Below are 13,554 nucleotides of genomic sequence, written 5' to 3'. Positions count from 1 at the left end.
GATGAATAATAGAAAACGAAATCTTTTGTTCATCGCATTTAGTATTCTTTGTACGCTTGTTTTTGTATATCCTTACCTCGTTAAGGATTTCTTACCCTTGGAACATGATACATTATTTCATTTAAGTCGCATTGAAGGATTAGCTCAATCGTTTAAAGATGGTGAGTTTATCGCTAGAATATATCCTTATAAAAATATGTCATTTGGTTATGCTAGTCCCTTGTTTTACAGCGATTTCTTTCTTATCATTCCTGCACTACTTTATAACTTTGGTATGAGTATTGTAACTTGTTATAAGCTAATATTACTTATAACTACTTTCCTATCTTGTTTCTTTGCAATGAAACTTGTGAGTAAAATTAGTCTAAATGAGTTTGCACCTTATTTAGGTGGTGTTCTTTATCTTTTCAATAATTATCGAATCACAGATGTTTACGTGCGAGGAGCTTTGGGAGAAGTTATGGGTTTTATTTTTCTTCCTCTTGTTTTACTCGGCATTTATTATTTACTCTACGATGATGAGACAAAATGGCATTATCTTGTATTTGGGTTTGGTGGCTTAGCCTTAACCCATAATATAACTTTTGTACTTGCTTGTATTTTATTTCTATTTTTTATCATTTTACGATTTAAATTCTTATTACAAAATAAGAATAGAATAAAAAGCATCCTGTATGCAGTACTTATAACATTTCTATTAACCGCATTTTTTACATTACCCATGCTTGAACAACTAAAATCACAAGATTTTTATTTAAATTATTATACATCATCAAGTAGTATGACATCTTATACACTACCTTTATGGAAATATTTTACGAATACAACAGTCTTTGGCTATGGATCTAATGACATGTCCAAAGAATTATCAATGGTACTTAACATTGGGTACTTCTTAATGTTTGTACCTTTACTTTATTTACTTAAAAAGAAAAAGGATCAACCGTTTGTCCTTCATTGTTTAATTATTGGTTATATCCTCTTGTTGTTACCTATTAATTTATTACCATGGAATTATTTCTTTATGTTTAGTTTGATTCAATTTCCTTGGCGATTACTTATGATTAGTTCTTTGTGCTTAATCATACCTGCATCAATTGCACCTTTCCAGTTTAATTGGAATAAGAAAATAATTGCACTATCTTGCATTGGTATTTTATTATTAGAAGGCATATGGCACATCTTACCCGTTATGAATCGAACTTCTGGCATAACATCAAAAACGGAATACAGTCAATTAATTGATGGTTCAATGATTGACCCTTTCTATTCTGCAACATATGTACGTGTAGAACTTGCAGGGGCTGATTACTTACCAAGTGGATCACCTGATTATCGATATATCACAACTGAAGTAACTGATGAAAATCAAGTTCCTGTTCATTCAATTCAAACCCGAAAAGGAACTACATTAACTATCGACAATTTAGAACCTAATCGAACATATATTCTTCCTGTTACTTATTATAAAGGTTATCAAGTTTATAGTGTAAACAACGAAACAAACAAACTAGAGAAAATTAAAACATATCAAGCACCAAATACATTAGTGGGTTTTGATGGTAATAATAGTTCATCTTATGTACTTAAGTATGTTCCTACATTTATCCAAACAAGCAGTTTATTTATTTCCATCTTTACTTTATTCGTAATAATCGTAATTAAACTAAAGAAGTCCCTGCATAAATAATGCAAGGACTTCCTTTTTATTAACCTCTAAGTTTAGCGTTACATTTACTTTCAAGTTCATTTAAGATTTCTTGATGTAAAGGAACTACTTCATCATCTGTAAGCGTATGATCATTTGCTTGATAAACAATATTCAAGGCAATTGATTTGCATCCTTTTTCTACGTGTTCTCCTTGATAAACATCAAATACTTCGGTAGATTGAACCAATTTCTTACCCACTTTGTTTATCACATCAAGAATTGATTGTGCTGATGTGTCCGTTGATACCACAAGTGCGATATCACGTGATACTGATGGATAACGATCCAATGCAACAAATCGTACTTTTGATGTTTTTGTATCCACAAGTAAATCGAAATTAAGTTCTGCATAAACACATGCACTTACATTCATTTGTTTTGCATAACTTGGATGTACTTCTCCTATGATTCCAATTAAATCATTTTGTAAGTATAAAGCTGCACTACGATAAGGATGGTAATGCTTTGTATCTAACGTATTTTCCTTAACAGTAATACGATTTGATGCAAAACCTAGTTTATCTAGCCAAGCCATTACAATTCCTTTTAATGCGTAGAAATCACTCTTAATATTAATTTTTTGTAATCGATTTTCTTGTAGAGAGTCAGATAATAGAATACCTACTCTTTCTTGTACTTTACCTTTTTCATAAACATTTGATATTTCAAATAAATTTACATTACTTGCTTTACGAGCTTGATTATAGGATAAACATTCAAGCATTGAAGGCATCATACTATTTCTTACATATTTACGATCTTCACTCATTGGTGATGCCAATTGAACATGATCACCAAATGGTAATACTGCTTCATTCATGTATTGTTCCTTGACTAATGTATACGTGATAACTTCACGAATACCAAGACCTGTAAGAACTTGTTTTGTTGTTCTTCTTAGTGTTTGACGATGTGTTAATTTTCCTGCAGTAGCTTCCATTGTAGGTAATGTTTCTTTTAATCGATCATAACCAATTAATCGAATAATTTCCTCATCAATATCTTCACGAATTGCGATATCAGTACGGTAACTTGGAATTGTACATGTGAATGTAGTTCCATCTACTACTGGACTAAAATCTAATGCATTTAATACTTCCACAACTTCATTCATTTCAAATGAAGTACCTAATAATTCATTACAATGTTCAAGTGTTTCTGTAACTTGAATTGGAGTGTAATTAACACTTCCTGCTTCAACTGTTTCTTCTAACTCACTTGCCTCTGCATATTCAATTAATAATTGCACAGCACGATCCATCGCTTTGTTTTGTGCAAGTTTTTCTAATCCCTTAATATAACGCGATGCTGCTTCTGTCATAAGACCTAAACGTTTTGCGCTGTTACGAATAGATACGTGGTTGAAATGTGCAGCTTCAATGATAATACCAGTTGTAGTTTCGTCAATCTTACTATCATCTCCACCCATGATCCCAGCGATACCTGTGGCTTCACCACCAGTAGTAATTAATAAATCACCTTTTACTACATCGTATTCAACACCATCCAGTGCAGTTAGTTTCATATCTACATCATCAATGACTGTAATTTCTCTATGAGGCATTTTTGCTAAATCATAGAAATGAAGAGGTTGACCTGTTTCAATCATGACATAGTTAGAAATATCAACTACGTTATTGATGGCACGGACACCTGCTGCATGCAAATAATCTTGCATCCATTTTGGAGATTCTTTTACAACAACCTTACCCACAATCTTACCTAAGAAATGTGGACATTTTTCAGTTTTCGATGCAACTTGAAGTGTTGTAGGTTTACCAACATTTGATGCACCCTCATAAACAGGAAGTTTAACTTCTCTGCGCAACACCGCACCTACTTCTTTTGCAACACTCCACATCGCCATGCAATCAGCACGGTTTGGAGTTTGTGACGCATCAAGAACCACATCATCATAACCAAGATATTTTAATACTTCTGTATTTCCTACAGGAGCATCACTTGGAAGAATTTCAATTCCATTAATTTGATCTTCTCTTAAATATTTTTCATTAACGCCAAGTTCTCTAAGACTGCATAACATCCCATTTGATTCTTGACCTCTAACTTTTGCAGCTTTAATTGTAATTTCTGGTAACTCAGCTCCAACTTTCGCCACAATAACTTTAATCCCTGCTTTACAATTTGGTGCCCCACAAACGATTTGTGTTGGCCCCTCACCATATTCAACCATGCACACATTCAAATGATCTGAATCTGGATGTGGATTACAACTTAATACTTCCCCAATCACAAGGTTTGTGCCTTGTGCTACTGGATCTACACCTTCAATTTCTAATCCTGCTGTAGTTAAAGCGTCAGCTAATTCAACAGCACTAACTCCATCAAGGGAGACATATTCTTTTAACCAATTAATACTTACTTTCATTTTCTTCTTCCTCCCTTAATTAATCAAAACGATTGAACGTTTTTAAGAAACGTACATCATTGATATAGAAATTACGAATATCATCAACACCATATTTCAACATAGCGATACGTTCAATACCTGCACCAAACGCAAATCCGCTACATTTTTTACTATCAAACCCTGCCATCTCAAGTACATTTGGATGTACCATACCTGCACCAAGAATTTCAATCCATCCTGTACCTTTGCAGACATTGCATCCTTTACCACCACAAATATGACAAGTTACATCAACTTCTACTGATGGTTCTGTGAATTGGAAGTAAGAAGGTCTAAAACGAATAACACGTCCTTCCCCAAACATTGCATCAGCCATTAGTTTTAATGTACCCTTCAAATCCGCAAGAGTAATATTTTCACCAACAACTAATCCTTCAACTTGTGTAAATTGATGTGAATGCGTTGCATCATCATCATCTCTACGGTAAACCTTACCTGGGCAAATTACTTTTACTGGTAATTTACCATTTGCTTTTTCAAGTTCTCTTGTTTGTATTGCCGTTGTATGTGTACGTAATAATTCTTCTGCATTGATATAGAAAGTATCTTGCATATCTCTTGCAGGATGATCTGCAGGAATATTTGCACGCTCAAAGTTATATAAATCCAATTCAACTTCTGGCCCTTCAGATACGTCATAACCCATACCAATAAATAAATCTTCAATTTCTTGGGAAATTACTGAAAGCGGATGTAATGTCCCCAATATTGGTTGATATCCAGGTAATGTAATATCAATCTTTTCCTTTTCAAGTTTGGCACTTAATGCACCCACTTCAAGAATTTGTTGTTTATCTTCAATCGCTTTCGCAATCATTTGTTTACAAACATTTACTTCTTGACCAAATGCTGGTTTTTCCTCAGCACTTAAGTCTTTCATCAAAGACATTAATTCTTGTACTGGCCCTTTTTTTCCTAAACAAGTAATTCGTGCTTGTTGAAGCTCTTCCATCGTTGCGCAAGCTTCAATTTGTTGTAATGCCTCTTGTTGAACAAGTTGAACTTTTTCCATACCTTTTTCTCCTTTACAATAAAAAAATCGTCCCCATAACAGGAACGATTGAATCGCGGTACCATCCTGATTTACCTCACAAAAAAAATTGAGATACACCTTAATCCTTGATAACGGGAACCCCCGGAGATGATTAGTCTCACTATAAAGGTGAATTCATAAGTCGCCTCGCAAGTGAATTTCACCAATCATCACTCTCTCTACGCAATTTGTTTCTTACTACTAATCCTTTAGTACGCTTTAATAACTGTAATTATAGTCAATTCAACTTTTTTTTGCAACTTTTTTCTAGATTAAATTTACTACACAATTACTTCTTCACAAACCATGGAATGAAAACCGATGTTTTTCTTTTGTATTCTGCATATCCAGGTTTTGATGCATTCCGTTTTTCAAGCAATGGTACACCTGAAATGAAACACAGAGAGAAAGTAATAAAACCAGAACCTATAAAACTAAGCAGGTTACCTGATAGACTATAACTAATCAAAGCTAACCCCCACCAAATTACTGCTTCACCAAAATAGTTTGGATGCCGTGTATATCGCCACAATCCAGTTTCAATGATTTTACCTTTATTTTCAGTATTCTTAATAAAATCGCTAAGTTGTTGATCCCCCACCACTTCAAAGAAGAAACCGATACACCACAAAAGCAATCCTGCAATCGTTAACCAATTAACACTATACATTGGAGGATACATCGTTTGTATAGGCATCGCTACAACCCACATAAAGACTGCTTGTAAAAGATATACTTGAAAGAATGATCTCAACACAACCCATTCTCCCCATTCCTTACGCCACGCTGCATATCGAAAGTCTTCTGGCTTACCATAATTTCTCTTATAGATATGAAGAAATAAACGTACACCCCAAATTGTTAATAAAACAGTAAATAATAATGTTCCCAACGTATGCTCAAACATGAAATAGAAGATAAGATTTAAGATAACAAATCCCAACCCCCATCCCATATCCACAATTGAATTATTCTTTATTAGTGTTCCAACCACAAAAAACAAGAAAAAATAAATCACAATAATCACAAATGATAAACCTAACATTTACTCCACCCCTACAAACGCTATCGCGATTGAATCCTTTCCAACATGTAATGCTGTTGCGGATGATATAGGAATACAGTAACTTGGAGCCTTATTTAATAGAGCTTCAACCTTATTCCTAAAATCTTGGAATGCATTACTTTCATTTGAATAGACCAATACATACTCTTCGATTGGTCCCCTTTTTAATGCTTTCTTAATCTCCTTAAATATTTTCTTTTCAAGACTCTTTGCACGTAATGAAAAACCATACGCTTTCCCCTTACCTTGTTTATCAAGGGATAAGATTGCTTTCATTTTCAATTGATTCGCAAAAGTCGCAATCCTTGTATTGATTCTTCCACTACGAGATAAGTTTTCAAAATTATTTAATGCTACATAAATCTCAATACGAGAACGCATGATATAAATTTGTTGAATTAGATCTTCAAAAGAAGTGGAAGCACGTGCTAATTCTGCAACCTTTTTTACAAATAATCCTTGCCCTCCAGAATTAAGATAGCTGTCAACCAGGATAACTCTCCCTTTAAATTCCGGATTATTCTCAATGACTTTTAGAAATCCTTGATGCGTACCACTCAATTGTTTTGATACTGTGATCAATATTAATTTTTCATAATAATCTAAGAAATGCCCGATTTCATATTTAATTTGTTGATCATTCGGTTGTGATGAACTTGGAAATTCTTTACTATTTTGTACAAATTTTAAAAAGTCATCCACCTGAATTGTCTTCTTATCCAGATACACATTATTATCCATTAATAAATTCATTGAGATTAAACCAATATCATATTCATCCATTACTTCTTGACTAATGTCCGCAATACTATCTGTGACAATACCTATCTTCTCTTTGTGATCACGATGTTTATTTTGTATTTTCATATCATCAACTTTTGAGTTAACAATATTGCCTTTACCATAAAGTAGTTTACTAATCATCCAAGGTTGATCTGTATGCATATGCAAATTTAAAAACTTTGTATCACCAGAATACGCAATTGAGTCACCATACATTTCTAATTCTTGAATCAAATTACTTAAATCGCCTTGAATATCTTTAATAAAGAATTGTGTACAGTATTGATACTTTTCATCATGAAAATCTTCATGTAATTCAAACTCTTCAAATTTCTTCCAATCACTTGTGGATGTTTCATATGTTCCATTAATATAATGACTAAATCCTTCGATAAGTAAATAAAATCCCATTGCACCTGAATCTGGTACTTTATGTTTTTGTAAATCTTTTAATTCTTTTGTTGTTTCATGAACTCCTTGTTTTAGAATTGGTAATGACAAATCAAACAAATCATTAAAAGATGATACATTCAATGATTCAATGTAAGAAGACCACTTCCGTATTACCGTTAGCACTGTCCCTTCAATTGGATTTTTTACAACTTCATATAATCGATCAGATGAATGATTCACCATCTTTATAAAATTGGATACATCAATTTCTTCTGCTTGATTATAAAAGGATAATCCATGTATAAACTCCGAGAAAATAATACCCGAGTTTCCACGCGCATAAGTAATGGCATTATCGCTAATGCTCTTAAGTGTATCAATTGCAGAATTACTATTCTCTGAATAAATGACAGCTGATTGTAAGGTATACAAAAGATTAGAACCTGTATCCCCATCAGCTACTGGAAATACATTTATTCGATTCAATAAATCTTTATTCTTTTCAATTTCATTGACACCTGATTTAAACAATTGGTAAAGTTCTTGGCCGTTAATTTCATTTTTCATATTATTTTAAAATGAAGTATGCGATTAATGAAGTTAATACCGATACTGAAGATCCCCAAATTAAATCAATAATTGTAAGTGACAATGGCCAATTGTTTATTGTTGCATAATTTGTTAGGTCATATGTACCATAAGTAATCAATCCAAATAGAATTGCCGATAAAATCATTGTCTTAATATCATGCGAACTAAGTGCTGGCATAATAACAAAATACAATAACGCTACTACAAATAACAAGTAGAAAAGTAGCGCTGAAACCCATTTGATATCGGTTGCCATCAAATGTTGTAATTCCTTGGCATAGAACCCCTTTGTACTAAACAACCAAATTGCATCTAAAACAATAAATACAATGAATGTAATAATATAATGCTTAAAACTAAATAACATAAATCTAACCCTTTATTCTTTCTAATTTCATTATATTTACCATTTTGTTAAATGTCACTTTACATGATTTTGAGATTAGTGCATAAGAAAAAGAAACCCTAAGATTTCTTAGAATTTCTTGATTTTCTAACTATCAAAACAAGTACTGATCCTACAATTAATACCCCACCAAATACCGATACAAGTGGATTAGCTACCATCCATTCGCCTGTATTTCCAAGAGTCAAAAGTATAAAGTTTTGATTATAGTCTTGGTCACTGATGATATCTTGACGATAAACTTCATCCCCAAATGATGTAATCACTAATTGACCTACTACATCTCCTTTTTTAATATTTTCATCGATTACCTCAGGAATTGTTATGTCTACTTGATAATTCGCAATATCAATTGGCAAATCCCAAATGAGAGTCTGAGGCATTAGCCAATCCACTTCTTTATTAAAGAAACGATATTTCATAACACTTTCTTGAATTGTATCTCCTTCATTAAAGACTGTCGCTCTTTGATACAAATCACGATAGGTATTATAGATAATACCTGCATCAAGGTAATGGCTAGGTATCTTTCTTTCAATCCAAGCATGTGCTGTAATCAGCATGATGTCCATATCATTAATTGTTGCGATAGAAGCTAAACAATACCTAGCTTCTACTGTATATCCCGACTTGCTACCTAAGAATCCATCAATTGTAACTTGATAAGGTAGATTAGAAGCTGGGTTATTAATGTACTTATAAGAAGTAGACTCCATCTTTAAACCCTGTGTTGGATAATTAAATGATGTTCCTGCTTGATATGTGTCAGAAGTGAATACTTGATAGAACTCTTCATTCTTTAATGCATACTCCAATAACAATGCAATATCTTGTAATGTTGAATAATGATTATCATCATGCAACCCTGTCGTATTGGCATAGTGTGTATTGGTCATTCCAATTTCTTGAGCCTTTTGATTCATTAAATCTACATAACCCTCTACACTACCTGAAATCGTATATGCGAGTGCTTGAGTACACTCCGCACCAGAAGGTAACAACGTTCCATAAACCAAGTCCCTCATGGTCACAACATCGCCAACATTAAATCCTGCACGACTTGCACCAGCCTCTTTTAAGCCAGCCATAATAGTTTCATCAATTAGTACTTGTTGATCAAAATCAGTTATATTTTCGATTGCTACTAAAGCAGTCATTATTTTCGTCATTGACGCCGGATAAATCTTCTCAGTAGATCCTTTATCCCAAAACACTTGCCCCGTTGTACGATCAAACATATATACATAATCACTCGTAATCTCCGGTTTTTCTTCTTCTGCTTGGATTTGCAATGGTGCAAACAAATAGCCCACTATTAACATGCAGATAATTAGTATTTTCTTCATATTTATCCTCCAACTTGATTATTATACCACAATGAACTTTTTTATTAATTTCCATTTTCTTTTTACTTAAGTTCTAGTATAATACTAAGTACGTGATCGAATGGCGGAATGGCAGACGCGCAGCACTAAGGATGCTGTGTCTTATGACGTGAGAGTTCAAGTCTCTTTTCGATCACCATATACATTCTAGAGAGCCTTTATTTATAGGCTCTTTTATTATTTTCTAAGGACTTACCAAAACACATTAAAAGAAATATCTGTTCTAGAATAATAGTGTTTCTTTTATTACTAACCACTAAAATTCTATATTGGAACCGACATTTCCAAGTCGTTTTATTTTCTTTAACTTGTTCAACACCTGAATTATTACCATAAACCTTGTTCTAGTTTTTTTACATTCTATTCTGTTGTCGTCCTAAATATTTTCAACAAAATTTTTCAAATTTTCTAGTCTTTTTACTATTAATTGCTTAAGAGATTTTGGATATATTGACTGAATTCCCTCTCCATATACCAAGAAATAATTAGCAATAAATTCTTCCTCATTTGTATTATAAAAGCCCCTTATTTTATGACAATTATTTTCAAAAGTTAATTTCATTGATGGATAATGCTCTTTGTAAAATAAATCGACAGCTTTTTCAGATATCTCAACTTCGAATTCAATTGAACTATTTGTTTTATACAAATCACTTCCCATATCTAAGAATTTCTCCAACTTCTGTGATGAATATTCCAAATTGATTTCAATTTGCGAAATTCTATCACAACGCAATACGACAGGACGACTATTCTCCATATCAAAACCTGTAGCATACCATTGACCATGATTTGAGGTAATATTAAAAAATTGAATATTATACGTCATTTCATTACAGTTTTTTATGTATTTAAGAGTGCAAACTTTTTCTTCAATTGCTGTTTGAAGAATAATGTCTAAATATTCACAGTGCTTATTTTGCTGGTATATAGAAAGACTAAAAACTTTTTCAATTTTTTGGAACCTTTCTTTTTTTTCAGTAGACAAACATTTTTCAAACTTCTTAATTAATGCTTCTACACTCAAATGAAAGGGTGTACTTTCATAAGAACGTAAGGTTAGCATGGAAAAGTATAATGCTTTAACTTCATCTGTATCAAATAAAATAGGTGATAATAAACGATGATGCAATAAACCATAGTATCCATTTCTTCCGACTTGAGAATATATAGGCATTCCAATTCTTTCTAAGGCTTCAATGTCTCTTAATGCAGTGCTTTTTGAAATGCCATATTTCTCCATTAAATCCTTCAAATTAAAAGAATCTTTTTCATTTAGAAAAATCATCATTTCATTTATTCTTTCTGATTTATTCACTATCATTCACCTCTATTTTAAATTCTAACTAAATGGTATCACAATTTGACACCTTTCAATATTATACTATGTTTAGATAGTATCGAGAAAGGATATATTTATGAAGAAAATATTTTTAGCCTCATCTTTTAAAGATGTAAGTAATTTGTTTAGTGAGTTTGAAAAGAATTATGAGGGCAAGACCGTTACATTTATCCCTACAGCAAGTAAAGTAGAAAAAGTAGTGTTTTATCTCGAATCAGCAAAAAAAGAGTTTGAGAAACTAGGCATTATTATTGATTTACTTGATATTTCCGAATCTTCTCAGGAACAAATAAACTCAAAACTTAGAAGTAATGACTATATTTATATTAGTGGTGGCAATTCATTTTATCTTTTGCAAGAATTAAAACGAACAGGAGCAGACAAAATTATCATTGAAGAAGTAAATGCTGAAAAACTTTATATAGGAGAATCAGCAGGATCAATAATAACGTCTGGTAATATTGAATACATCAAGGCAATGGACAGCTATAAAAAAGCTCCTGATTTAATCGATTTTGATGCATTGAATTTAGTTGACTTTTATACCGTTCCCCATGTAAATAACTTTCCATTTAAAAAATCTGCTCAACAAATCATTAATACATATTCTAAAGACTTACCATTAGCTCCAATAAGCAATAATGAGGCAATTTTAGTCAGTGGCAATGAAATAACTATTAAGAAAAACTAAAGTACCAAGAATAGAGTACAGTAAATATCCACTGCATATAGATACCTCAAAAGAACCAAATTTGAGGCATATTATAACATTAGTAGAAATTTACTAGAAAATCGTGCAGGTGGATGGAGTTGGACATGTGATCCTTTAAATTATTCATATCCAGCTGCTTGTAGAACAATTGTTTCAACGTATGGATACGTATCTGGTAAGTTTTAACGAACAAGTAGTAACTATATTTACAAAACATTGATATCAACCGGAAGTATTACTATACTTCTGTTTGTCTTGATAACTACTGAGGAGATTCAATATATGAAATTTAAAAACATTAGTAATTACATAAAAGCAAATTTTAGTTTATATTTTGTTTTGCTGTTAATTATTTATAGATTTGGTTACCATTTCAATAGAATAATAATAGAAGTTATTTACTTTTTTGCACTGTCAACTATTACTTTTTTTTTAATAAATAGCTTTTATAGTTCATTTAATTCTAAACAAGTTAAATTAATAATTCTATCAACAATAATTACTTTTTTCTTAACTCCGATATATGCTGTTAATTGTTTTGGATTTGAAGACAACTATATAAACAATATTTCTGATGAATACAGAAGAAATCTAACATTACAACAATCTGAATATGAATTTGATCTTGAAAATGGTAAATATATAAAACAAATTGAAGTAACAAATTATAAAAATCCAATGATGTTTAAATTTCCTAACATTGATGATAATATTGAAACTTCACAAATAGACTCAACAGTTATTTTAACGAAGGAAATTGATAACATGATTTATTTTAAACTCGAAAAGGATAATGATAACTATTTTGGTGTAATACTTAAAGATAGATATAACTTAAAAATAGTAATTGAAGAATTGATTAACTGACCACAATATTAAGGAAGAAATCGTGCTAGAAACTGGCAACATTATGACCTAGATGGAGCAACAAAACTTCGTTTCCAAGAAGGTGGAGCACATGACGTTATCGTAAAAGATAAAAACAACAATTATAAATAGTAATGAGAGTCTCAGATAAGTTCTGAGACTTTTTTTATTCTAATACATTGTGTTATTGATTGAACTATTTAGCATATAATTCTCATCGATTTATTCAGTCATAGAATCTAAATACTTTAGAATAACATCGTAGGTAAAAACATCCATAAATGCTTTTGAATGATCTTGAGTTAAGAATAAATGCTGATTATTCCAATATTCTTCATTCATTTCGAATAACAAGTTACTAGAAAAAGTATAAAATGAGTTCTTCGCTACGCTATCATCTATAAGAAATTCAAAATTACTACAATTTTCTTTGTTATTTATACCTTGCCCATAAGTATAGATACACTTATCAGTAGTTAATGGTAAGTTTTTGAAATCAAACACAAGTGAGTAAAACTTTCTATTGGAGCCTTGAACTGTTGTGATTTTTGAATAAGTATTAAAATTTATAAATTCTCTTGAAGTTAGTTCAATTGGAATCATGAACACGTTTTCCTCTACTTCTTCTATACTATGATTCACACTCATGTATTCAATAGGGTCTGTTGATATTTCATATAAAAATTGTGGCACATATCTTTCATCATCATTCCCATCTTGTTCACTAACCTCTGTAACAACTGGTTGATTCATTGCAACTTCTTCTTTTTTAACATTCTTACTGCAACCTGATAAAACAGTTATAAGAAGCATTACTACAAATAATAGTTTCAT

General features: G+C 31.8%; 11 protein-coding genes, 1 tRNA gene and 1 other annotated feature. Of the genes, 4 read left to right on the top strand and 8 right to left on the bottom strand.

Annotated elements, in window-relative coordinates:
- The first annotated feature begins 1 nt into the window (after position 1).
- A complete protein-coding gene (locus RR643_RS01150; protein WP_332482063.1) occupies positions 2–1,690 on the top strand; it encodes a hypothetical protein in 1,689 nt (562 codons plus the stop codon).
- A 19-nt stretch (positions 1,691–1,709) separates the two neighbouring features.
- Here RR643_RS01150 and pheT read toward each other — a convergent pair whose 3' ends face one another.
- From pheT to RR643_RS01120, 6 genes are all read right to left on the bottom strand, one after another.
- On the bottom strand, positions 1,710–4,100 hold the full coding sequence (gene pheT, locus RR643_RS01145; RefSeq protein ID WP_332482062.1) for a phenylalanine--tRNA ligase subunit beta: 2,391 nt from the start codon (positions 4,098–4,100) through the stop codon (positions 1,710–1,712).
- A 19-nt stretch (positions 4,101–4,119) separates the two neighbouring features.
- A complete protein-coding gene (gene pheS / locus RR643_RS01140; RefSeq protein WP_332482061.1) occupies positions 4,120–5,154 on the bottom strand; it encodes a phenylalanine--tRNA ligase subunit alpha in 1,035 nt (344 codons plus the stop codon).
- Between the two features lie 37 nt (positions 5,155–5,191).
- Positions 5,192–5,399 (bottom strand) — a binding site (T-box leader).
- A 65-nt stretch (positions 5,400–5,464) separates the two neighbouring features.
- On the bottom strand, positions 5,465–6,220 hold the full coding sequence (locus tag RR643_RS01135) for a DUF1295 domain-containing protein (RefSeq protein WP_332482060.1): 756 nt from the start codon (positions 6,218–6,220) through the stop codon (positions 5,465–5,467).
- Positions 6,221–7,984, bottom strand: a complete 1,764-nt coding sequence (locus RR643_RS01130) for a DegV family protein (RefSeq protein WP_332482059.1) — start codon at positions 7,982–7,984, stop codon at positions 6,221–6,223.
- Position 7,985: 1 nt separating this feature from the next.
- Positions 7,986–8,375 (bottom strand): DUF2177 family protein, encoded by a 390-nt coding sequence (locus RR643_RS01125; protein ID WP_332469900.1) that lies wholly within the window; start codon positions 8,373–8,375, stop codon positions 7,986–7,988.
- A 98-nt stretch (positions 8,376–8,473) separates the two neighbouring features.
- On the bottom strand, positions 8,474–9,760 hold the full coding sequence (locus tag RR643_RS01120; RefSeq protein ID WP_332469899.1) for a D-alanyl-D-alanine carboxypeptidase family protein: 1,287 nt from the start codon (positions 9,758–9,760) through the stop codon (positions 8,474–8,476).
- Between the two features lie 94 nt (positions 9,761–9,854).
- On the opposite strand from RR643_RS01120, the gene RR643_RS01115 reads away from it, so the two are divergent.
- A tRNA-Leu gene (locus RR643_RS01115) sits at positions 9,855–9,938 on the top strand.
- A gap of 237 nt (positions 9,939–10,175) precedes the next feature.
- Here RR643_RS01115 and RR643_RS01110 read toward each other — a convergent pair.
- Complete coding sequence (locus RR643_RS01110; RefSeq protein ID WP_332482058.1) at positions 10,176–11,117, bottom strand: helix-turn-helix transcriptional regulator; 942 nt, start codon at positions 11,115–11,117, stop codon at positions 10,176–10,178.
- A 100-nt stretch (positions 11,118–11,217) separates the two neighbouring features.
- Here RR643_RS01110 and RR643_RS01105 point away from each other — a divergent pair, with 100 nt between their 5' ends.
- Together RR643_RS01105 and RR643_RS01100 are read left to right on the top strand one after the other, a co-directional pair.
- Entirely contained in the window at positions 11,218–11,832 is a 615-nt protein-coding gene (locus RR643_RS01105) for a peptidase E (RefSeq protein WP_332482057.1), read from the top strand.
- Between the two features lie 303 nt (positions 11,833–12,135).
- Positions 12,136–12,720 carry a hypothetical protein gene (locus tag RR643_RS01100; RefSeq protein WP_332482056.1) on the top strand — a complete coding sequence of 195 codons (585 nt, stop codon included), beginning with the start codon at positions 12,136–12,138 and terminating at the stop codon, positions 12,718–12,720.
- Between the two features lie 222 nt (positions 12,721–12,942).
- Here the strand turns inward: RR643_RS01100 and RR643_RS01095 are convergent.
- A partial coding sequence (locus tag RR643_RS01095; RefSeq protein WP_332482055.1) for a hypothetical protein occupies positions 12,943–13,554 on the bottom strand: 612 nt, incomplete at its 5' end.

Origin of the sequence: Anaerorhabdus sp. (genome assembly GCF_036637135.1) — a bacterium.
Lineage (GTDB): Bacteria > Bacillota_I > Bacilli_A > Erysipelotrichales > Erysipelotrichaceae > Anaerorhabdus.
Note: the sequence above shows the minus strand (reverse complement) of the source record. Positions and strands in the feature narration are given on the sequence as shown.

Excerpts from the sequence above, each read along its gene's own strand:
- RR643_RS01150 (WP_332482063.1), top strand. The coding sequence starts at position 2 with ATGAATAATAGAAAACGAAATCTTTTGTTCATCGCATTTAGTATTCTT.
- pheT (WP_332482062.1), bottom strand. The coding sequence starts at position 4,100 with ATGAAAGTAAGTATTAATTGGTTAAAAGAATATGTCTCCCTTGATGGA.
- pheS (WP_332482061.1), bottom strand. The coding sequence starts at position 5,154 with ATGGAAAAAGTTCAACTTGTTCAACAAGAGGCATTACAACAAATTGAA.
- RR643_RS01135 (WP_332482060.1), bottom strand. The coding sequence starts at position 6,220 with ATGTTAGGTTTATCATTTGTGATTATTGTGATTTATTTTTTCTTGTTT.
- RR643_RS01130 (WP_332482059.1), bottom strand. The coding sequence starts at position 7,984 with ATGAAAAATGAAATTAACGGCCAAGAACTTTACCAATTGTTTAAATCA.
- RR643_RS01125 (WP_332469900.1), bottom strand. The coding sequence starts at position 8,375 with ATGTTATTTAGTTTTAAGCATTATATTATTACATTCATTGTATTTATT.
- RR643_RS01120 (WP_332469899.1), bottom strand. The coding sequence starts at position 9,760 with ATGAAGAAAATACTAATTATCTGCATGTTAATAGTGGGCTATTTGTTT.
- RR643_RS01105 (WP_332482057.1), top strand. The coding sequence starts at position 11,218 with ATGAAGAAAATATTTTTAGCCTCATCTTTTAAAGATGTAAGTAATTTG.
- RR643_RS01100 (WP_332482056.1), top strand. The coding sequence starts at position 12,136 with ATGAAATTTAAAAACATTAGTAATTACATAAAAGCAAATTTTAGTTTA.